The sequence below is a fragment of the Streptomyces sp. NPDC127190 genome (assembly GCF_042672505.1).
Taxonomy (GTDB): Bacteria; Actinomycetota; Actinomycetes; order Streptomycetales; family Streptomycetaceae; genus Streptomyces.
The window spans coordinates 319,122-339,062 of record NZ_JBHXVE010000004.1 but is presented as its reverse complement, the minus strand read 5'-3'; the positions used below and the strand labels follow the sequence as shown (position 1 = coordinate 339,062).

General features: G+C 72.9%; 17 protein-coding genes, 1 pseudogene and 1 riboswitch. Of the genes and pseudogenes, 7 read left to right on the top strand and 11 right to left on the bottom strand.

Annotation, left to right across the window (positions count from 1 at the left end; all coding sequences use genetic code 11):
• Positions 1-162 precede the first annotated feature (162 nt).
• Together ACFVIU_RS09635 and ACFVIU_RS09630 are read right to left on the bottom strand one after the other, a co-directional pair.
• A complete protein-coding gene (locus ACFVIU_RS09635; RefSeq protein WP_385841676.1) occupies positions 163-1,083 on the bottom strand; it encodes an alpha/beta hydrolase in 921 nt (306 codons plus the stop codon).
• An 816-nt stretch (positions 1,084-1,899) separates the two neighbouring features.
• Positions 1,900-3,192 carry a hypothetical protein gene (locus ACFVIU_RS09630; protein WP_385841675.1) on the bottom strand — a complete coding sequence of 431 codons (1,293 nt, stop codon included), beginning with the start codon at positions 3,190-3,192 and terminating at the stop codon, positions 1,900-1,902.
• Between the two features lie 230 nt (positions 3,193-3,422).
• On the opposite strand from ACFVIU_RS09630, the gene ACFVIU_RS09625 reads away from it, so the two are divergent.
• Entirely contained in the window at positions 3,423-3,857 is a 435-nt protein-coding gene (locus tag ACFVIU_RS09625) for an ATP-binding protein (protein ID WP_385841674.1), read from the top strand.
• Positions 3,858-3,878: 21 nt separating this feature from the next.
• Here the strand turns inward: ACFVIU_RS09625 and ACFVIU_RS09620 are convergent, their stop codons facing one another.
• Together ACFVIU_RS09620 and ACFVIU_RS09615 are read right to left on the bottom strand one after the other, a co-directional pair.
• Positions 3,879-4,514 carry a hypothetical protein gene (locus ACFVIU_RS09620; protein WP_385841673.1) on the bottom strand — a complete coding sequence of 212 codons (636 nt, stop codon included), beginning with the start codon at positions 4,512-4,514 and terminating at the stop codon, positions 3,879-3,881.
• Between the two features lie 91 nt (positions 4,515-4,605).
• On the bottom strand, positions 4,606-5,217 hold the full coding sequence (locus ACFVIU_RS09615) for a Tat pathway signal protein (RefSeq protein WP_385841672.1): 612 nt from the start codon (positions 5,215-5,217) through the stop codon (positions 4,606-4,608).
• 195 nt (positions 5,218-5,412) lie between these two features.
• Here ACFVIU_RS09615 and ACFVIU_RS09610 point away from each other — a divergent pair, with 195 nt between their 5' ends.
• Complete coding sequence (locus ACFVIU_RS09610; RefSeq protein ID WP_385841671.1) at positions 5,413-6,459, top strand: hypothetical protein; 1,047 nt, start codon at positions 5,413-5,415, stop codon at positions 6,457-6,459.
• A gap of 64 nt (positions 6,460-6,523) precedes the next feature.
• On the opposite strand, the gene ACFVIU_RS09605 is transcribed toward ACFVIU_RS09610, so the two are convergent.
• The gene (locus ACFVIU_RS09605) at positions 6,524-8,188 is read right to left on the bottom strand and encodes a glycoside hydrolase family 13 protein (protein WP_385841813.1); all 1,665 of its coding nucleotides are present in this window, start codon (positions 8,186-8,188) and stop codon (positions 6,524-6,526) included.
• Between the two features lie 95 nt (positions 8,189-8,283).
• Positions 8,284-8,634: an ArsR/SmtB family transcription factor gene (locus tag ACFVIU_RS09600; RefSeq protein ID WP_385841670.1), complete on the bottom strand. Its 351-nt coding sequence runs from the start codon at positions 8,632-8,634 to the stop codon at positions 8,284-8,286.
• Between the two features lie 78 nt (positions 8,635-8,712).
• Positions 8,713-8,897: riboswitch (cobalamin riboswitch) on the top strand.
• Positions 8,898-8,921: 24 nt separating this feature from the next.
• Between ACFVIU_RS09600 and ACFVIU_RS09595 the strand changes: the two genes are divergently transcribed.
• Positions 8,922-10,034, top strand: a complete 1,113-nt coding sequence (locus ACFVIU_RS09595) for a HoxN/HupN/NixA family nickel/cobalt transporter (protein ID WP_385841669.1) — start codon at positions 8,922-8,924, stop codon at positions 10,032-10,034.
• A gap of 20 nt (positions 10,035-10,054) precedes the next feature.
• Here ACFVIU_RS09595 and ACFVIU_RS09590 read toward each other — a convergent pair whose 3' ends face one another.
• Complete coding sequence (locus tag ACFVIU_RS09590) at positions 10,055-11,020, bottom strand: nucleoside hydrolase (RefSeq protein ID WP_385841668.1); 966 nt, start codon at positions 11,018-11,020, stop codon at positions 10,055-10,057.
• 38 nt (positions 11,021-11,058) lie between these two features.
• Positions 11,059-12,297: pseudogene (gene thrS, locus ACFVIU_RS09585) on the bottom strand (threonine--tRNA ligase); the annotation flags it as partial.
• Between the two features lie 238 nt (positions 12,298-12,535).
• Between thrS and ACFVIU_RS09580 the strand changes: the two are divergent.
• A complete protein-coding gene (locus ACFVIU_RS09580; protein WP_385841667.1) occupies positions 12,536-13,327 on the top strand; it encodes a hypothetical protein in 792 nt (263 codons plus the stop codon).
• 346 nt (positions 13,328-13,673) lie between these two features.
• On the opposite strand, the gene ACFVIU_RS09575 is transcribed toward ACFVIU_RS09580, so the two are convergent.
• On the bottom strand, positions 13,674-15,023 hold the full coding sequence (locus ACFVIU_RS09575; protein WP_385841666.1) for a tetratricopeptide repeat protein: 1,350 nt from the start codon (positions 15,021-15,023) through the stop codon (positions 13,674-13,676).
• Positions 15,024-15,169: 146 nt separating this feature from the next.
• On the opposite strand from ACFVIU_RS09575, the gene ACFVIU_RS09570 reads away from it, so the two are divergent.
• Positions 15,170-15,457, top strand: coding sequence for a hypothetical protein (locus tag ACFVIU_RS09570; protein WP_385841665.1), 288 nt, complete (start codon positions 15,170-15,172; stop codon positions 15,455-15,457).
• Positions 15,454-16,695: an amidohydrolase gene (locus tag ACFVIU_RS09565; RefSeq protein WP_385841664.1), complete on the top strand. Its 1,242-nt coding sequence runs from the start codon at positions 15,454-15,456 to the stop codon at positions 16,693-16,695. Before ACFVIU_RS09570 ends, ACFVIU_RS09565 begins: the two co-directional genes overlap by 4 nt.
• Before the next feature lie 9 nt (positions 16,696-16,704).
• Here ACFVIU_RS09565 and ACFVIU_RS09560 read toward each other — a convergent pair whose 3' ends face one another.
• Both ACFVIU_RS09560 and ACFVIU_RS09555 read right to left on the bottom strand, forming a co-directional pair.
• Entirely contained in the window at positions 16,705-17,838 is a 1,134-nt protein-coding gene (locus ACFVIU_RS09560) for a hypothetical protein (RefSeq protein WP_385841663.1), read from the bottom strand.
• 78 nt (positions 17,839-17,916) lie between these two features.
• Positions 17,917-19,128, bottom strand: coding sequence for a PP2C family protein-serine/threonine phosphatase (locus ACFVIU_RS09555; protein WP_385841812.1), 1,212 nt, complete (start codon positions 19,126-19,128; stop codon positions 17,917-17,919).
• Between the two features lie 213 nt (positions 19,129-19,341).
• On the opposite strand from ACFVIU_RS09555, the gene ACFVIU_RS09550 reads away from it, so the two are divergent.
• Entirely contained in the window at positions 19,342-19,824 is a 483-nt protein-coding gene (locus ACFVIU_RS09550; RefSeq protein WP_385841662.1) for a hypothetical protein, read from the top strand.
• Positions 19,825-19,941: the final 117 nt, after the last annotated feature.

The following is a 19,941-nucleotide window of genomic DNA, read 5'->3' as shown; positions in this document are numbered from 1 at the left end:
GCGCTGGCCGCGCTCGCGGTGCCGGCGCGCGTGGGGGGCAGTCCCCTCGCCGTCGTCGGGAGGCTCGCGAGCCTCGCCGAGCGCCCCCCCCCCCCCCCCCCCCCGCAACTCTTCCACCAGTGCGTAGAGCCGAGGAGTACGGTCCATGGGCTGACGCTACCGTCACGCGTCGGCCAGGAAGTCCCGCTCCCGCTGCTGTTCGCGTGCGGTGATGGCCGACGGGAACAGGGTGAAGCCGTGCATCGCGCCTGCGACGACGTCGAGTTGCACGGCCGCCCCGGCCGCCTGCCATCGCTGAGCCAGGAAGAGCGAGTCGTCCAGCAGCGGGTCTTGGGTGCCGACGACGATCCGGGCAGGGGGCAGGCCGGTGAGATCGGCGTACAGCGGCGAGACCTGCGGGTCGCGGCGCTCCTCCGGGCTCATTCCCGGCGTGAAGAGCTCGTAACTCCCCCGCAGTGAGTCGGAGTTGCTCAGCAACCGCCGGGAGCCGAACAGCCGCTGGCTCGGTGTCATCGACAGGTCGTAGGGGCCGAAGGCCAGGTGGGCCGCACGGAACGTGCCGGTGATGCCGTGCCGGTCGCGAAGCCGCAGCAGGGTCAGGACGCTCAGGTGGGCGCCGGCCGACTCGCCACCGATCAACAGCCGCCCCGTGCCGAACTCGGTCTCCGCGTGGTCCACCAGCCACCGGGCGGCCGCTTCGCAGTCGTCGGGGCCGGCGGGAAAGGGGTGCTCCGGCGCCAGGCGGTAGTCCACGCTCAGCACGGCCAGCCGGGCTTCCACGGCAAGCCGCCACAGCTTCTCGTCCTGCCCGTCCGCCGAGCCGAACGCCCAGCCGCCGCCGTGTATGTGCAGGTACACGCCGTCGACGTGATCCGGCACGAACGCCCGGACCTTCACCCCGCCCGCGACGACGCGGTCCTGGCCCTGCGGCAGTCGCACTGGTGGCGTGTCGCCACCGAGCCGGTTGCGCCGCAGAAGCGCCAGCACGTCTGCATCCACCGCTTGCCCACGAGGTGGACGGCTCGCGGCAGCAGCCTCGAACTGGGCGTTGAACGTCAGGCAGTCCTCATCTGTGATCGTCATGCGTCGACAGTCGCAGCTGTCCGCGACACCACCCTGTCACCCTTTCTCCGTGAACTGCATCACGTCCCCCTCTCGCTCACGAGGGTGTCCGAGATCAGTCTGTGACGACCGAGCTGAACACCCTCTTGGCCGCGCTCTACGGCCGTCGGCCTGGACCGGCCGCACTCCACAAGACCAGCGCACCGCTCACAGGCTCGATGTGCGCACTTCCGCACAAGGAGCGTGCGGGCCACGGGTAGACCACGGGAAGGGCAGACCCCCGCGATGGAACAGACCCCATGGTGGATCTACCTTGGCGGCTGGGTTCCGCTGGTTCTGATGTGTGTATGGGCGGTGGCCTGGCGGAGGAAGCCGAAGTGGTCGACTGCCGTTGTTGGTGTGGTGCTCCTGGTGATGGCCGGGGTATTCCAGCTCACCTACAACGGGTCGGCGGCACCCTGGCACTGACCTGAGGCGTATATCGAATGTGCTGGTCACAGCCATTCGTTGATGGCTGCGATGAGGACAGTCGCCTCAGATCGGACCGCGAGTTTGTCATACCTCGTCGCCACGGCACGGTGCCTTTTGAGGCGGTTGATGCCGCACTCAACTGCGTGGCGAGCCTTGCAGTCCTCTGGGTCTAACTGCGGCGGACGGCCGCCTCGAGAGCCGAGTTTCCTGCGGTTGCGGCTCTGATCAGGCTTGTCCGGGATGGTGCAGTGGATACCGCGTCTGCGCAGGTGCCTTTCGATTACCCGGCCTAGCGCGGGAACACGTTGGCGGTGTGACGGCGGCCCGTCCCAAGGGGTGGGAGCGGGCCGCCGGGGTGTGTGCCGGTCAGGCCGCGGCTTTCTGCCGGGCCACTTCCCGGGCCCGCGCCGAGATCTCCCGCACGGCCGGGATGGTCCTGTACGGCCGGATGCTCTTGCGGAGCGTGGCGAAATGTTCGTCCCCGCGGGCGCTGGAGATAGCGGCGTAGTCGTCCAGGAACACGCCCCACTCTTGGCACGCCTCTTCGACGTGCCGCATCTCCATGAGCCGGGAGGCGAGGAGACCGGTGGCGTGTACGCGTCCCTGCCGCTCTCCGGCAGGGCGGGCCTTGTTGGACCGGCGCAGGGCCTTGACCGACGCAGGCCGGTCGCCGAGGGCCCACATGACGTGGGCGACGTGGAATTCGTAGGCGGCGCGGTCGTATCCGCCGATGTGGTCGTTGCGGCCGTCGGCCTGCGAGAGCGCTTCTTCGGTTTCCCGGAGCCGGGTCAGCGCTTGACGGCGGTCGCCGACCATGGCCGCTCCGTGGGCCTGCTGGCCGCGTAGGAACGCCACCAGGCGCGGCCCGGACGCCGGTGCGACTTCGGCGGCCGAGTCGGCGAGTTCGAGGGCCTTCGGGCCGTAGCCCAGGTTCGACGCCTGCAACGCCATCCCGCGCAGAGTCCGGCAGTACGTCACGTGGTCTTCGGCTTCGCCGGCCAGCTCGAGGGCCTTGACGTAGTAGCGCTGCCCCAGGCCGTGTTCCCGCTCGTACATGGCCATCCAGCCCGTGAGGTACGTCAGGTCCGACGCCGCCGCGCGCATCGCCCGCTTCACCTCGTCCGTGCCGTCAGCGCGCAGATAGGGCCCCACGGTGTTGACCAGGAACGCCGCCGCCATGGGCCGGGCGTGGCCGCCGCCGAGGTCGTCCAGGATGTCCGCGATCCGCTCCGTCATCCGCTCCACGGTCGCCACGTCGGACATGCCGATACGGACGGTCCGACCGGCGGAGACACGCTCGATCCGGCCTGCGACGTCCCGGTACCCGGGGACGACCAGTGCTGCCGAGTACAGGCCCGCGCCGAGCAGAGCACGCCTGGACGGGTCCATGTCCGCCCTTCCGAGATCGACCATCCCCGACACCGCGTCCGGGGAATCGACCGGATGGTCCTCCCAGCCGAGTTCCGCCGAGGTTACGGGGCGCGCAAGGAGGCGCGAGAGCGCTTCGGCGACGGGCGGTCGGGCCTCCTTCTTCGGCAGATGCCCTTTCAGCCATTGCGAGACGGCCGCTTTGCCGTAGGACAGGCGGAGGCCGAGTTCCGCGCCGACGGTGTTGACCCGGCGGGCCAGCTGGTCGTTCTGAATGTTCCCCTCTCGCATCAACGCCGCAAGGCGGTCGTTCGGTGTGAGTGGTCGACGTCCCATCGAGACCCCCGAGCGTGTGCAACCGGTGCAACTCACCCTCCACTCTGCTCCCTTACCCAGGGAAGCGCAGCGGAGTTGAGTGATTACCGGCCGTCCGGAGAACGTCCGGACGGCCGGTAGACGGCTCACCGGTCCCTCCCGCCCCGGAGAGCGCCGACGGACACCGAGACGACGAAGAGGCGGTAATGACCACGACTGCTTCCCCCGGACTGCCCGCGCTGCGGCCCCTGACCGGCCCTGTGCCCGGGTACATGCAGACCCTGCCGCTGGACCCGACGGCGGCAGCGGTGGCGCGGCTGAGCGTCCGCACGGCGCTGGCGTGCTGGGGCCTGGAGCACATGACGGATGACGTCGTACTCGTCGTCTCCGAGCTGGTGACGAACGCTGTTCAGCATGCGCGCCCGGCGTCCCCGCTGCCGGATGATCCGGGCACCTGCCGTCTGACGCTGGAACACCCGGACGCAGGAACCGTGTGGGTGTCGGTCGCGGACGCGTCCGGCCGCCGCGCTGTACGGCGTCCGGCTGACGACTACGCCGGGGGCTGGCGGTGGTGGACGCCCTGGCGTCCCGCTGGCTGGTCCAGCCGTCCCGGAAGGGCAAGACGGTGTGGGCCGAGCTGAAGGCGACCGGCTCGGCTGTGCTCAGTGGCGTGGGCGGCTGAACCAGGCCACGCCGTCCTTCTGAACCATGAAGACGATCAGCAGAACACCAGCGGCCAGCTCTACGAGGGCTGCCATGACGACGGCGGTGGGGGCGATGCCGGCAGTGAGGCCGAGCGTGTAGGTGCCGACGACGCAGTGCCAGGCGCCGTAGACGATCGTGCCGATCCGGAGGGCGGTGCCGCCCTTGCCGAATCGTGTGGCGAGCACGAGCGCGAGGGCCGCGTAGACGACACCCTGGAGCATCCCGGACTGCGCAACCGCCATCTGCACTGCCGCGTCCTGCTCCGCCTCCTCGACAGCGGGGGCATGGGACCACCAGGACCCGCTGTAAGGATCGAGAGCGCTCTGCGCCGCCTCGGCCTGAGCGAGCGCAGTCAGGCCCAGAACGATCAGGAAGCCCGCCAGCAGGAACAGGACGATGCGAGCCGCCCTGACCCGCTGCGGCATCTCCACGGAGCCGCCGGCATACGCCGACTGCTGCGCGTACCCGAAGCCCGGCGGCATCTGCGGCCGCGGAGGGTAACTCGGCGGAGGCGGCATGTACGAGAAGCCGAACCCCGGCTGCCGGCCCGAAAGGTTGCTCCGCTCGGGCTCCGGGCGCGGTACCTCGTTCATGAAATTCGTTCTCCTTCGATGTCTGAGGTGGTGAGGGCTCGTGCCGCGGGACAGAAGCCCTCACCGAAGAGCGGCACGTGCTGATCGGCCCTCAGTACGTGCGGGCCTTCTCCCAGCCGCGCGCGTTGTCCAGCGTGGTCGCGAAGTAGTTCCTGGGCGGGACGGTCTGACCGTCGGGCAGGTTCTTGCTGCTGAGGGCGGGGCTGTACTTGCGGAAGATCGCGATCGACTTCGTGAGGCAGTTGTTGAAGCCGATGTCGTAGCCGTTGTTCTTCATGTTGTCGAAGGTGCGCTGCGCGGCCTTGAGGTCACCACTGGCCGTGTTGATGCACCGGTAGGCGTCGTAGTAGCCCGCCCGGTGGTGGCCGTCCCGCTTGATGCTCCTGCGGAGCCCGTCCCAGGTGCCGCCCTTGATCCAGCTGCCGTTGTAGTCGCCGGCCGCAATGTGCAGCTTGCCCTTGTAGCCCTCGGTGGCGCCCCAGATCCAGTGGTTGGTGTTCCGCGGGTCGCGGATCGACCAGGCGACGTGACCGTACGTCCGGCCGGCGATTCGGGCGCCCTCCTTGTCCAGGAAGAGGCACACCCGGCCGCCCGTGGCGGCTTCGGCCGTGGCAGGGGTGACGAGCGGTGCGGCGGTCGCCGTGAGCACGGCCGCGAGGAGGGTGAGGACTGTGCGATGCTTTCGGGTCGTCGATCGGGTCATGGCAGAACTCCGCTCCTGCGTAGGTGGGTTGAGGGCGGATCAGCACTGTCGGCGTCCGCCGCATTCCACTTTCGGGAGTGCCGGAAGCCTGCTCCAGACCCTTCGCCCGGCAGGTGCTTGCAGTGCACGGTGCACACGCTCTGACCTGCTGTTTCACTAGCGCAGTGCAAGCTCTGGGTGGGAGGAGAAGTAGCGGTGAGGGAACCAGGGGAGTCCTTCGAAGGGTTGGCGCACGCCCTCGTCCAGGCCCTGGATGAGTGGCGCGACTGCCTTCAGCAGGTGATGGAGGGGGCTGGGCCCTCCCGTTCGGGGCTGCTCGCCCGGCTGAGGGACGCGGACCCGAAGATCGACAACCCTCTCCTGGGGCATTGGCTGCTCGGCCGCGATCAGCTGCTCGGCGAGAACAAGAGATCCAGCCGTCTGCCGACCGTCCAGGACACCGCCCGGATTGTGGCGGCCTTCCGGGACGATGCAGCGCCCCAACGCGAGCGGCTGATGGGGATCGCCCGGCGGATCGAATTCCACAAGACCGAGCTACAGAAGATCAAAGGCCACCAATGGCGCAGTGCGGTAGTCAACGCGCTCAAGGCTCCCGAGCCGCCCGCCGACGAATCGGCTCCGCCGCGGACGATCGCGGATCCTCCTGCCCTTGCCGCCTCCCGCTCTTGGAAGCGGCCGGCCGGCGTCGCTGCGGGCGTCGGCCTGCTGATCGTTCTGGGAGTCGCTGCGAGGGGATGGTCGGGGTCGACCGAGCAGGGCGGTCAGGCCGAGCCTTCCTCCAGCCCAGCGACATCCGCCGCGGGAACGACTGCCCAGCCCAGTGACGCGCTGGGGGGAGACAGCCGCTGTTCTCCGCCCAAAGCCGGTCCGTCCGGTGTTCATCTGCGTGCCTGCGCGAAGGTCCAGCACGACAAGGTGGCTTTCGCCCTCAAGGTCGACAATCCCACGGCCTCCGCCGCGCACGTCACGGTCAAGGTGGCTGGTTTCTGGGCAGGAGCGGGTCACGACTGTATGCCCGGGCCATCCACCAGCCACATCACCGTTGAACCGGGCACCACGTTCACCACCGATCCGGCCCTCTGCGGGACCGCACGCCAGGACGCCCCGCTGGCCTATCAGGGGGAGGCATACATTGCCGCAGGTGACGGGCAGGAGTGGACGGGCCACGCGTGGTCTCCCCGCGCCAACGTCTACGCGGACCGGGGAACCTTGTGGCGGTGCGGTGGCGATGTGCCGTGCTAGGAAGCCTCAGTTACCTCCCCATCTCTCACAACCAGCCTGACGATCGGATGCTCGGAAAGGCCCCCTAGCCGAGCCAGACCGTGGTGTCCGGGGGTAGGTCCCGGGGGCCGGGTCCGGGGGTGGGGGTGCTGGTCAGGAGGATTTCGCCCGGGGGGAGCGGTACCGGGTGGTCCGTGAGGTTGGTGACGCAGCGCCAGGTGGCGGTGCGGGTGAAGTCCAGGACCCCGGGCGGGGCGCCCGGCGTCCAGGTCAGTTCCTCGCCCTCCAGCAGCTTGCGGCGCAGCCGGAGGGCGGTGCGGTACAGCTCCAGCGTGCTGCCCTCCGTACCGGCCTGTGCCTCGACGGCGTACGACGCGAAGGACGGCGGCTGCGGCAGCCAGCCGGCGCCCGGCCCGAAGCCGTACGAGGGTCCGGTCGTCGTCCACGGCAGCGGCACCCGGCAGCCGTCGCGGCCCTTGCGGACATGGCCGGTCTGCTCCCAGATCGGGTCCTGGAGCACCTCGGCGGGCAGCTCGGCGACCTCCGGCAGGCCCAGTTCCTCGCCCTGGTAGAGGTAGGCCGCACCGGGCAGCGCCAGCATCAGCAGGGTCGCGGCGCGGGCCCGGCGCAGTCCGGCCGCCGGGTCGATCGCGGGCGCGGTGCCGCCGGACAGCAGCCAGGCGCCGGGGTCGGTGCCGGGCGGCAGCATGAGCCGGGAGGCGTGCCGGACCACGTCGTGGTTGGAGAGCACCCAGGTGGCGGCGGCCCCGGCCGCGCGGGCGGTGGCCAGCTCCTCGGTGATCACCCGGCGCAGCTCCCCGGCGTCCCACCGGGCCTCCAGGTACTCGAAGTTGAAGGCCTGGCCCAGCTCGTCCGGGCGCGCGTACCGGGCCCGGCGGGCGCCCGGCACCCAGGCCTCGGCGACGGCACAGCGCGGCGGGTGGTAGGCGTCGAAGACCTTGCGCCAGTCGCGGTAGATCTCGTGCACCTCGTCCCGGTCCCAGTAGGGGTGGGTGCCCGGCTCCACCCGCAGCAGGGCCTCCTCGCCGGTCGCGCCGATACCGCCGATGTCCCGCAGCGGTTCGGAGAGGTCCTTGGCGAGGCCGTGGGCGACGTCGACGCGGAAGCCGTCGACGCCCCGGTCGGCCCAGAACCGCAGGGTGGCCCGGAAGTCGGCGCGTACGTCCTCGTGCTCCCAGTTCAGATCGGGCTGCTCTGCGGCGAAGAGGTGCAGGTACCAGGCGCCGTCGGGCACCCGCCGCCAGGCGCTGCCGCCGAACACGGACTGCCAGTCGGAGGGCGGCAGTTCGCCGCGCTCGCCCCGGCCGGGCCGGAAGACGTACCGGTCGCGGGCCGGTGAGCCGGGCCCGGCCCGCAGCGCCTCCTGGAACCAGGGATGCAGATGCGAGGTGTGGTTCGGCACGATGTCCACGACGACCTTCAGCCCGAGCCGGTGCGCCTTCGCGACCAGGGCGTCGAAGTCGTCCAGGGTGCCGAGCCGGGGGTCGACGTCCCGGTGGTCGGCGACGTCGTAGCCGCCGTCGGCGAGTTCGGAGGGGTAGAAGGGGCTGAGCCACAGGGCGTCCGCGCCCAGCTCGGCGAGATGCTCCAGGCGCTCGGTGATGCCGCGCAGATCACCGAGGCCGTCACCGTCGGCGTCGGTGAAGCTGCGCGGATAGACCTGGTAGATGACGGCCTGCCGCCACCAGTCGGGGTTCCGGGAGGAGAGGTCCGGCGAGGACTCTGCCATACGGGCCATACGGGCTCCCTTTCGGAAGGACGACAGGAGAGAGCCTGTCCACATTGCCCGGAAAAGCAACCTTCAGCGGCGAGGTGCGCCGCGTTTCACTCCCCGCAGTGCTCCAACAAGCCCCGCACCCGCTGGTCCACCACCCGGTAGCGGACCACCCGCCCCTCCTTCTCCCCCGCCACCACGCCCGCCGCACGCAGCAGCCGCAGCGCCTGGGAGACCGCCGGGTCGTTCATGCCCGTGGCGACGGCCAGGTCCGAGACGGCGAGCGGCCCGGTGTGGTGCAGGGCCAGCAGCAGGGCGAGCCGGTTGGGATCGGCGAGCAGCGAGAAGCGGTCGGCCCAGGCGCGCAGACGGCCCGCGTCGCCGATGGCGGCGATCGCGTCGCACACCCGGTGGCCGTCGATGGTGCGACGGTCGGCGCGGTCGGCAGGCACGAGATGCATGCCCACATCCTCGCAGGCCGGTATGTGATCTTGAATACCTGCCCGGTTGTGCAGCTATGCAGGAGATGGTCGGGCCCCCTACGGTGGGCGGGCCGTGGTGCTCGGGAAGTCGATGAGAGATCGACGCGGCCCTCGCCACTGTGATCGGGGAGTTCCCGTCCCGTCCGGCATCCGCCGGGCCACTGGTCGTACGACCGGGAAGGCAGGGGCGACGAACGCACGACCCGTAAGCCAGGAGACCGGCCACGGCACTGATGAAGGATCCACGAGGTGCTGGAGCTGACCGTATGAACCTGCCCGGAACCACCCTGCCCGCGTCCGACAAGGCGGCCTTCCGCTGGCAGCGCGAGGACACGGTCAGGACGGCCGGACTGCTCGCGGTGATCGTCGCCCTGCACGTCGTCGCCTTCGGCATCCTCTTCCTGCTCGTCGCCCCCGGGCACTACAAGGTGGGCCGGGACGTCTTCGGCGTCGGTCTCGGCATCACCGCCTACACCCTCGGCATGCGGCACGCCTTCGACGCCGACCACATCGCCGCGATCGACAACACCACCCGCAAGCTGATGGCCGACGGCAAGCGGCCGGTGTCGGTGGGCTTCTGGTTCGCCCTCGGCCACTCCAGCGTGGTGGTGCTGCTGGCGCTGCTCATCGCCGGCGGCACCCGGTTGGCGGGCACGGTGACCAGCGAGAAGTCCACCACCCACCAGGTGCTCGGCTTCATGGGTACGACGGTCGCCGGCGCCTTCCTCTACCTGATCGCGGCCCTCAACCTGGTCGCCCTGCTGGGCATCCTGCGGGTCTTCCGGTCGATGCGCGCGGGCACCTTCGACGAGCGGGAGCTGGAACGGCAGCTGGACTCGCGCGGGTTCATGAACCGCTTCCTCGGCCGGCTGACCAGGTCCGTCTCCCGCCCCGGCCAGATGTACCCGGTGGGCTTCCTGTTCGGCCTCGGCTTCGAGACGGCCACCGAGGTCACGCTGATGGTGATGGCGGGCTCGGGCGCGGCCGCGGGCCTGCCCTGGTACGCGATCCTGTGCCTGCCGCTGCTCTTCACCGCCGGGATGTGCCTGTTCGACACGCTCGACGGCACGTTCATGAACTTCGCCTACCAGTGGGCGTTCTCGCACCCGGTCCGCAAGGTGTTCTACAACCTCACCATCACCGGGCTGTCCATCGCCGTCGCCTTCTTCATCGGCACGATCGAGCTGGTGGGCGTGGTCCACGACAAGCTGGACCTGCGCGACTCCGTCACCGGCTGGATCGCCGGGGTGAACCTGGACAGCGCCGGTTACGTCATCGTCGGCCTGTTCGTGGTGGTGTGGGCGGCGGCGCTGGCGTACTGGAGGTTCGCGCGGGTGGAGGAACGCTGGACGGCGCGCGCCTCCACCCTGTCCGACTAGGGCCCTCTTAAAAGGACGCCCTAGCGTTCGACCGTCTCCAGGTACAGCTTCACGAACCGGTCCACGTCGACGTCCAACGCCACGTCCACCAGGGCCTGTTCGCGGGCCTCACCGTGGATCTCGGACTCGCCCGGCCGGGGCCGGCGGTCCACGATGGTCTGGCCGCGGCCCGGGCCGGGGGCCAGGGAGACCTCCACCGGGAGGCGGCGGGTGACGATGCCCTGCGGGTCGGCGACCGCGCACACCGCGCCCGCGTCGCCGAGGCCGCCCGCCTCCTCCGCCTCCGGCTCCTCGCCCTGCGTGGTCGGCCGGTGCGCGAGCAGCTCGCCGGCCAGCCGGGTGCCGGGCTCGCTGCTGGCGCGCAGCCGGTGCACGTCCGGGGTGTCCACCACCACCCGCATGAAGACGTCCAGGCCGTACATGGTGATCGGTACCCCGGCGGTGAGCAGGATCGCCGCCGCCTCCGGGTCGTGCCAGACGTTGAACTCGGCGACCGGTGTGGCGTTCCCGGTGGCGACCGCCCCGCCCATGAACACGATCCGCTCGATGTTGCGGGTCACCTCGGGGTGGGTGCGCAGCAGCAGGGCGATGTTGGTGAGCGGCGCGGTGGGGATCAGGGTGACCGGGCGCGGGGAGGCCAGGATCTCCCGGCGCAGCAGCGTGATCGCGTCCACGTCGGCGGCGGTGCGGGACGGCGCGGGCAGGCCGAGGTCGCCCATGCCGTCGGCGCCGTGCACATGCTGCGCCGGCCGGGCGGGCTCCAGCAGCGGGCGCTCGGCACCCCGGCCCACCGGGATGTCCGGGGCGCCCGCCTGCTCCAGCACGGTGAGGGTGTTGCGGACCACGCCGTCGACGTCGGTGTTCCCGGCGACACAGGTCACCGCCCGCAGGTCCAGTCCCGGGTGGCGGACGGCGAACAGCAGGGCCAGGGCGTCGTCCACGCCGGTGTCGCAGTCGATGATCACGGGGATGGGCTGACCGGTCACAGCTGACTCCTTCGTCGTACCGACGTTCAAACCCTAGATCAGGTCCACAGCTCCGCGCCGCGCGCACGCACCCGCTCGCCGATCCGCCGCAGCAGCTCCGGCACCGGCAGCTCGCCCGGGCGCCGTCCGTCCCGCAGCCGTACGGCCGCCAGCCCGGCGTCCGCCTCCCGCGCGCCGATCACCGCCTGGTACGGCACCAGGCGCGCCGCCCGGATCCGGGCGCCCAGGGTGCCCTGCTCGGGCCCGGCCAGCTCGGCCCGCAGCCCGGCCTCCCGGGCCCGTGCGACCGCCTCCGCGGCCTGTGCCACCTGTTCCTCGGCGACCGGCAGCACCACCAGCTGCACCGGGGCCAGCCAGGCCGGGAAGGCCCCGCCGTGGGCCTCCACGAGATGGGCGACGGCCCGCTCCACGCTGCCGATGACGCTGCGGTGCACCATCACGGGCCGGTGCTTCGCGCCGTCCGCGCCGATGTAGTGCAGGTCGAAGCGGGCGGGCTGGTGGAAGTCGATCTGCACGGTGGACAGGGTGGACTCGCGGCCCGCCGAGGCGGCCTCCCCCTCGGCCTCCTCGTGCTCGATCCCGGCCTCGGCGAGCACCTCCCGCAGCATCCCGGTGGCCCGCCGCCACAGCTCGGGATCGGCGACGTACTTCCCGCCCGCCCCGGGCAGCGACAGCCGGTGGCGTACGGCACGGATGCCGAGGTCGGCGTAGGCGCGGGCGATCAGCCGCAGCGCGTCGCGGGCCTCCTGCACGGCCTGGTCCAGGGTGCAGAAGATGTGCGCGTCGTTCAGCTGGATGGCCCGGACCCGGGTCAGCCCGCCGAGCACACCGGACAGCTCGGCCCGGTACATGGGCCCCAACTCGGCGATGCGCAGTGGCAGTTCGCGGTAGCTGTGGGAGCGGGAGCGGTAGATCAGGGCGTGGTGGGGGCAGAGGCTGGGCCGCAGCACGACCTCGTCCTCGCCGACTTGCATGGGCGGGTACATGTCGGCGCTGTAGTGGTCCCAGTGCCCGGAGATCTCGTACAGCTCGCGTTTGCCGAGCACCGGCGAGTACACGTGCCGGTAGCCGGCGGCGCGCTCCGCGTCCCGGATGTACTCCTCCAGGGTGTGCCGGACCACCGCCCCGTCGGGCAGCCAGTACGGCAGGCCCGCGCCCATCAGCGGGTCGGTGTCGAACAGGTCCAGGTCACGGCCGAGCCGGCGGTGGTCGTGCATGGCGGGACGCTCCTTCTGGGGGGAGGCGTACGCCCCGTCACAGACCGAAGCCCCGGGGCGTGCGCCCCGGGGCTTGGATGCTGGTCAGGTGTCAGCGCGCCGGGACGGTCTCCGGCGTCGTCGTGCGGTTCGGGCACTGCTGGGCGCGCTGCATGCCCCGGACGCTAACAGGCCCCGCCCGGCGCGGGCCACCCTTTTTCCGCCGCCCCCCGCTCACCCGTACGGCCCCGAGCGCTGGTGGCCGGGGCGGCCCGGTGATCCCGTGAGATCAGGCACCAGACCTGCGCAGGAGGCACCGATGACCGCAGCGATACCCCGCGGCCCGCACGGCCGCCTCCCCTTCGTCCTGCTCGGCGTCGGCCTGCTCGCGCTCGGCGGCTGTGCCGCCCTCAGCCTGAAGCAGCCGGAAAGCGCCCCGTACCCCGTGCCCACGATCGCCAAGCCGACCGCGCCGCCGAAGAAGTCCGCCCACCCCGGCGGCTCCTCCCTCACCGACGAGCAGGCGCAGGCCGCGCTGCTCACCCAGACCGACCTCGGCGCCCCCTGGACGGCGACCCGCGGCGCGGCCACCTGGCGGGACGCGCTGCTGAAGGCGACCACGGCGGCCGGCGCCTGCCAGAAGTTCCTCGACGCGCTCTACGCGGACGAGCTGCTCGGCGGTCCCGCCCAGGCCGCCGTCGGCCTGGACGACGCCGACACCGACGCCCAGCTGCGCTACGCCATCGCCGCACGCCGCCCGTCGGACGTGGACGCGGCGCTGGCCTGGCTGAGCACGATGCCGGTCCAGTGCGCCCGGTTCACCGCCACCACCCAGACCGGGATCACGGAGGACGTCCAGATAGGCGCGGCGGCACTGCCCGAGGTCGGGGACGCCCGCCAGGGCCTGCGCGTCTCCCTGGCGGCCATGACCCGTGACGGTCAGCAGGCCCTGCTCACGATGGACGTGGCCGCCGTACGGGTCGGCCAGGACTCCTTCACCCTCACCAACGGCGGCCTCGGCGACATCGGCAACGACGCCACCCAGGCAGCCGTCCAGATCGGCGCCCTACGCCTGGCGGACGTCCGCAGACAGGGGCACGCGGAGGTGTGAGGGCGGGGGGATTGCGGGGGGATTACAGCGGGGGTGGTGCCGGGGGCGTCTCACTGTGGCGGCTCTGCCGGGGCGTGTCTCGCGGCGGCGGCTCCACCGGGGACGCGATTCCCGCCGGCAGCTCCACCGGGGACGCGGCTCCCGGCGGCAGCCCTGCCGGGGACGCGATTCCCGGCGGCAGCCCTGCCGGGGACGCGGCTCCCGGCGGCAGCCCTGCCGGGGACGCGGCTCCCGGCGGCAGCCCTGCCGGGGACGCGGCTCCCGGCGGCAGCCCTGCCGGGGGCGCGCCTCGCGGCGACCATCCCGAGGACAGGGCCACAGCAATGGCCGTGCCGCGAGGCGGGGCTCACAGCGGGGGTGGTGCCGGGGAGGGGCCCAGGGTGGTGGTGCCTGGGGTGGGGTGGGGGGTGAGGCCGGTGCGGTAGGCGTCCAGGGCCGCTTCCGTGCGGCCCGTGCGGCGCAGCAGGTCGCCCAGGAGGCGGCACAGGTCGGCCAGGTCGCCGGCGGCGCCCGCGCGTTCCAGGATGCTGAGGGCGCGGACGTAGTGCTCCTCGGCGGCCTCCGTGTCGCGGGCGTCCTCGGCGATGATGCCGAGGAGGCGGTGTGCGGCGGCGGCGTGCACGGCGCCGCGCTCGGAGGAGAAGTCGCCGAGGACGCCCTCCAGGAGGCTCGCGGCCTCGGCGGAGCTGCCCCGGCGGTGCAGGACGTCGGCCAGTTCGACGGCCGCCTGGCTGCGGTAGAGGGCGGCGCGGGTCTCCGACAGCATGGCCAGCGCCTGCCGCAACTCCTCTTCCGCCCGGGCGAGTTCGCCGTGCTGGGCGTAGACGTAGCCGCGCATCCAGTGGCAGTGGGCCAGCTCGGTGCGCAGGCGCAGCCGGCGGTACAGCTCGGCCGCCTTGGCGAGGGAGGCGTCGGCCTCGGCGATCCGGCCCTCGGCGAGCAGGGTGCGGGCGACCGCCCGGTGCATCCGGGCGATCAGCGCCGGATCGCCGGAGCGCGGGGCGAGCGCGAGGGCGTACTCGGCGGCCTTGGCGGCACGGGCGTGCGCGCCCATGTCCATGTACGGGCCGATGACGCTGGCGTAGAGCTGGAGCAGCGCGTCGGGGTCGTGCAGACCGCAGCGGTTCAGCTCGTCGAGGGCGGTCTCCAGGAGGTAGACGGCGTAGCGGAGTTCGCCCGCCAGGTAGTGGGCGACCGCCCGGCCGCGCACGGCCGGGACGCGGGCGGGCAGGGAGGACGAGGAGGAGGCGAGGCGTTCCTCGGCGCGCTCGAAGTGGTCGCGGGCCCGCTCCAGTTCGCCGGTCTCCAGGGCGCACTCGCCGAGGCCGAGCAGCGCGGTGGCCTGCTCGCCGTCGAGGTCGTACCGCTCCGCCTCCGTGAGCAGCTCCGCGTACCGCGCGGTGGCCTCCTCCGCGCGGCCGTCGGCGAGGACGCGCTGGGCCTCGGTGAGGCGGAGCCTGAGGTCGGTGGCGAGGTGGGCGGGGCGGCCGACGGCCAGCTCCTCGAAGGTCACGCCCAGCCGGTCCGCGATGTGCCGCAGCGCCTCGTCGGAGGCCCGGACCCGGCCCGCCTCCAGGGTGGAGACATAGGCCGGCGTGTACGCCGGTTCGGCCAGCTGCCGCTGGGTCAGTCCGCGTTCGGTGCGCAGCCGCTGCACCCGTCGCCCGACCGTCTCCGGGTCGTCCCGCTCCCGCATGCGCGGCCCCCAACTCGCCTTGTGTCCCTTGCCGTTCGCTCCGAACGCCCCTAGGTTAAACGGCGGATTAAACGTACTTGACCCACTTGGGCAAGTTGCCCTTGCCCAGCTGCCCGATACGTCGCCACCGTGCTTGCGAGGTCGCCGTGACCGGACGTACAACCGCACCCCCCGACCGGCCCGCCGCACGGTGCGCCCGGGGTGTCGCCGCCGCGGTGGTGGCCGTGGCGGCGCTGCTCACGGCGGCGAACGCGGGCCCGGCGCGGGCGGCGGACCACCCCCCGGCGTCCGCCCCCACGACGTCCAACCCCACGACGTCCAACCCCACGACGTCCGACCCGACGACGTCCGCGCGGACCTCCGCACCGACGCCCGCACACGTTTTGGTGATCGCCGCCCATCCCGCCCCGCACGGTCCTACCCTGCGGCCATGACCTCTGCCGCCGCCCGCACCGCCCTGGACCTCACCTCCGGTCTGCCCGTGCCGGCCCTGGAGGACTTCTACCGCGATCTGCACCGCCACCCCGAGCTGTCCCTCCACGAGCACCGCACCGCCGGAAAGCTGGCCGAGCGGCTGCGGCAGGCCGGGTACGAGACCACCGAGGGGGTCGGCGGGACCGGGGTGGTGGGCCGGCTGCGCCACGGCGACGGGCCGACCGTGCTGCTGCGCGCCGACATGGACGCGCTGCCGGTGCGGGAGCGGACCGGGCTGCCGTACGCCTCCCGGGCCGACGGGGTGATGCACGCCTGCGGGCACGATCTGCACGTCACCTGGCTGGCCGGGGCCGCCGCCGCGCTGGCGGCCGGACGGGACACCTGGCGCGGCACCCTGCTGGTCGTCGGGCAGCCCGCCGAGGAGAGCGGGGGCGGGGCGCGGGCGATGGTCGAGGACGGGCTGTACGAGCGGTTCGGGCGGCCGGACGCGCTGCTCGGGCAGCATGCCGCGCCGGGCCCGGCGGGCCTGTACCCGCACGCGCCGGGCCTGATCATGAGCGCGGCGACGGACGTGGACATCGTGGTGCACGGGCGCGGCGGGCACGGCTCGCGGCCCGAGGCGACCGTGGACCCCGTGGTGACCGCCGCCTATCTGGTGACGCGCTTGCAGACCGTGGTGTCGCGGGAGGTGGCGGCGGGCGAGTCGGCGGTGCTGACCGTCGGCCGGATCGAGGCGGGTTCCCGGCACAACATCATCCCCGACGAGGCGCACATCGCGCTCAACCTGCGCACCCAGTCGGAAGCGGTGCTCCAGCGGATGCTGGCCGCGATCCGGCGTATCGCGCGCGGCGAGTGCCTGGCCGCCGGCTGCCCGCGCGAGCCGGAGATCCTGGTCGGTACGACGTTTCCGGCGACGGTCAACGACGCCGGCACCGATGCCGCCGTGGCCGCCGTGCACGGCGAGGTCTTCGGCGCGGACACGGTGTTCGACCCGGGCCCGGCGATGGGCAGCGAGGACTTCCCGCAGCTCGCGCTGGGGGCGATCCCGTACTCGTACTGGTTCGTGACGACGACCCCCGCCGAGGTGTGGGAGCAGGCGCCCGGGGAGAGCGTGCCGGAGAAGTTGGCGGCCGTGCCGAGCAACCACAGCCCGCACTTCGCCCCCGACCTGTCGGTCGTCGCCCCCGGCGTCCGCACCCTGGTCGCCGGCGCCCTCGCGCTGCTGCCGGCCGCCTGAACCGGGCGGTCAGAGCGTCTGGAGCTGGCTGAGCTGCTGCCGGACGTTCTCCAGCGCACCCTGCCGGCGGCCCGGGACCCGGGCCCTCAGTCCGGCGAGCGCGGCGCCGAGTTCCCGCACCTGCGCCGGGTCCGTGAGCTGCCCCCACTGGTGGTGCGCCCGGTCGACGGCCGCCTCCACGGCCGGCGCGTCCGGCGCCTGCCCGGCGGTCAACCGCGCCCCGGCGATCGCCAGCCACGCCCGGCAGCTGCGCTCCGCGTCCCCCGCCAGCATGGCCAGGTCGGCCCGGACCTCGGCCCAGTGCAGAGCCTCCTCGGAGCCGGCCCCGTGCACCTGGACGGCGGCAGCCGCACACCGCTCGGCCAGGGCCTCCGCCACCTCATGCCGCCCGGCCCGAACCGCCGCACTGATATCGGCGTGCGGATCGGAGGGGGGAGGGGTTTCCCGGGGTTCCCGGGGTGCGGGGGGTGCGGGGGTCGGAGGCTGTGGGGGAGTGTCGTAAGGGGTGTATGCGGGTTGCCCGGTGGAGAGGGAGAGGGCGTGGCCCGGGGTCGGCTCGGTGCGGGCCCAGGCCTGTTCGTGCAGCTGGGGCAGGGGTGGCCGGTGGCCGCTGCGCAGCAGGGTCGCCACCGCCTTCATGTACGACGCCTCCGCCGCCCTCCGCCGGCCGGACGCCGGGGCGAGACGGCCGTACACCGCCGTGTTCGGGCCGCAGTCGAGGCCGTGCTCGGCGAGGTACCGCCACGCCTCCGCGTCCGCGTGCAGGTCCACCACCAGCGCGGTGTCCGCGGCGGAGCGCAACCGCAGCTCCTCGCGGATCCAGTGCCAGGGCAGCGCGGTGTAGCGGACGGTGGCCGGGGTGGTGCGGGCCAGCGCCAGATGGGGCAGGTGCTGGCGGCAGTCCAGCGTCAGCTGTCCGGTGAGGTACACGGTCAGCGGGCCCGGCGCGGCCGCGGCGGCGCGCAGCCGGGTCAGTACGGCCTGCGGTTCCAGCGGGTCGACGAGTTCCACCACATGGGCGGTGTCGGTGCCGGCCAGCACGTGCGGGGCGACGGCCGCGAGGACCGGCAGCACACCGGCCGCGTCCACCAGGCGCCCCCGGCCGACCGGCGCGGCCGCGAGCAGCAGCACGGTTCCGGGCATCGTCCCTCCCCACCCCTCGGTTCCGCCTCTCCAGCCAGCACCGTAACCGCTGTCGCCGCACCCCGGCAGGCCGGGCGACTATTCCTCCCCCTCTTCATCCCCCTCTTTCTCCCCTTCTTCCTCCTCGGGCTCCGCCACCGTCCGGCACACCGCGAACACCGTCGTGTCGTCCTCCAGCCGGCCCCCGCTGTGCCGCAGCACGCCGTCGCGGACCTGGCGGACCAGGCGGCCGGGTGCGGTGCGGCGCGGATCCTCGGCGACCGCGCGGGTCAGTTCGCGGACCAGCGCGTAGAAGTCCCCGGCGTCGTCGCGGGCCTCGGTCACCCCGTCGGTGACCAGCAGCAGCGTCTCGTCGGCGGCCAGTGGCACCCGGCGCACCGGCGGCAGCCCGGCGCCCAGTTCGGCGAGGCCGAGCGGCAGCCCCTCCCCGCCGGGCAGTTCCCGCACCCCCCGCGGGCCGACCGCGAGCGGCGGTTCGTGCCCGAAGTTGACGACGTCGACCGCGCCGGAGGCGTCCTCGGGGAAGCCGATGAGCACGGCGGTGGCGAACCGGTCCCCGTCGTCCCGGCCGAGCGCGGCGGTGTGGGAGCGGTGCCGGAGCATCCGGATCTCCAGGCGTTCGGCGACGGTCGCGAGATCCCGCTCGTGATAGCCGGCCTCGCGGAACGTGCCGAGCAGCGCGGCCGCCGTCTCCACCGCGGCCAGCCCCTTGCCCTGGACGTCCCCGACCAGGACCCGGGTGCCGTGCGGGCCGGGCTGGATGTCGTAGAAGTCGCCGCCGACCCGGGCGTCGACGTCGGCGGCGAGATACACCCCGGCGTGGTCGAGGCCCGCCCAGCGCGCCGGCAGCGGGCGCAGCACGGTCCGCCGGGTGGTCTCCACGATGTCCCGCATGTGCAGGGCCTGCCGCTCCCGGCCCAGCCGTACGGCGGCGGCCAGGGTGGCCAGCAGGCCGCCGAGGGCGACCAGCCCGAAGTCGCCCGGACCGGCCTGGTACTGACCGGGCCAGGCGCTGTCCACGGCGGCGTACGTCATCACCGCCAGCACGGCGTACGCGGCCGTCGTCCACACCCCGCAGAGCGCGGCGGCCGTGCTCGGCACCAGCACGATCCAGGAGATCATCCGGAACCGCTCGGGGGTGTTGAAGTCCAGCAGCACGATGGTGACGAGCAGCAGCAGGGGCACCAGCCAGGCGACGCTCCGCCCGCAGATCCGGAGCAGCGGGCGGCGCCGCCCGTACTCCACGACCGAACCGTCGTCCCTGCCGGGGCCCCTCCCGGTGTCCGTCACGACGTCGGTCACGGCGGGCAGCCCTCCATGCCCCTCAGCGAAACACGGCCCCGAACGCCCCGCATCACGAGCCGCTTCGGCCGCACGCCCCGCGTCACACGACGCTTCGGCCCCGCCGCGCCGGGGCACTCGTCACTCTCCTGGCCGACTTGCCGGGCCCTGCCCCCGGGTGTGCCCTGGAAGGCGGGGGCGAGGAGAGAGAGGAGCACTCTCATGGCTCACGCGGCACCCGCGCCCGGCGGCATGTCCCGTCCCGGCCGGACACCCGAGCTGGAAGGCCGGGCCGCCGAGGCGGTCCACCGGCCACCCGACGTCTTCGACGCGCGGACGCACCGCGTCGGGCGGTTCGCCGTGCCGGTCGTCCTCGGCCTGGTGTACGGCTACTGGGTCGCGGCCGACAACCGCCAGGGCGGCCCCGTCACCGGCTGGAACCTGCTGCTGGGCTTCGCCAGCGCCCTTGTGTTCGCGGTGCTGCTCTACGCCCTGCTGACCGCTGCCCCGCGGATGCCGCGGGAGATCCACGCCCTGTTGTGGACGGCGTTCGTCGGCTGCGCGTTCGGCTTCCTGTACAGCCAGGAGGGGCACTCGATCTGGCGGTCGGTGCTGATCTCGCTGCTGGTCGCGGGCGTGACGTTCGGCGTGTTCTTCTATCGCTACTACACGCGCGAGGACGCGTTCGGCCGCCGCATCCGCTGAGCCCGTCTTCGCCCCACGGCATGGGCGGGGGGCCCCGCCCGCGGGGTGGGCGCGGGCCCCAGGCGGCGCCTGTGGGCGCCCCCGCCCACCCCGCAACACCCCCGGGCGGGGGCGCGC

Coding starts and splice junctions, on each gene's coding strand:
- ACFVIU_RS09635 (WP_385841676.1), bottom strand. CDS start 1,083: ATGACGATCACAGATGAGGACTGCCTGACGTTCAACGCCCAGTTCGAG.
- ACFVIU_RS09630 (WP_385841675.1), bottom strand. CDS start 3,192: ATGCGAGAGGGGAACATTCAGAACGACCAGCTGGCCCGCCGGGTCAAC.
- ACFVIU_RS09625 (WP_385841674.1), top strand. CDS start 3,423: ATGACCACGACTGCTTCCCCCGGACTGCCCGCGCTGCGGCCCCTGACC.
- ACFVIU_RS09620 (WP_385841673.1), bottom strand. CDS start 4,514: ATGAACGAGGTACCGCGCCCGGAGCCCGAGCGGAGCAACCTTTCGGGC.
- ACFVIU_RS09615 (WP_385841672.1), bottom strand. CDS start 5,217: ATGACCCGATCGACGACCCGAAAGCATCGCACAGTCCTCACCCTCCTC.
- ACFVIU_RS09605 (WP_385841813.1), bottom strand. CDS start 8,188: ATGGCAGAGTCCTCGCCGGACCTCTCCTCCCGGAACCCCGACTGGTGG.
- ACFVIU_RS09600 (WP_385841670.1), bottom strand. CDS start 8,634: ATGCATCTCGTGCCTGCCGACCGCGCCGACCGTCGCACCATCGACGGC.
- ACFVIU_RS09595 (WP_385841669.1), top strand. CDS start 8,922: ATGAACCTGCCCGGAACCACCCTGCCCGCGTCCGACAAGGCGGCCTTC.
- ACFVIU_RS09580 (WP_385841667.1), top strand. CDS start 12,536: ATGACCGCAGCGATACCCCGCGGCCCGCACGGCCGCCTCCCCTTCGTC.
- ACFVIU_RS09575 (WP_385841666.1), bottom strand. CDS start 15,023: ATGCGGGAGCGGGACGACCCGGAGACGGTCGGGCGACGGGTGCAGCGG.
- ACFVIU_RS09565 (WP_385841664.1), top strand. CDS start 15,454: ATGACCTCTGCCGCCGCCCGCACCGCCCTGGACCTCACCTCCGGTCTG.
- ACFVIU_RS09560 (WP_385841663.1), bottom strand. CDS start 17,838: ATGCCCGGAACCGTGCTGCTGCTCGCGGCCGCGCCGGTCGGCCGGGGG.
- ACFVIU_RS09550 (WP_385841662.1), top strand. CDS start 19,342: ATGGCTCACGCGGCACCCGCGCCCGGCGGCATGTCCCGTCCCGGCCGG.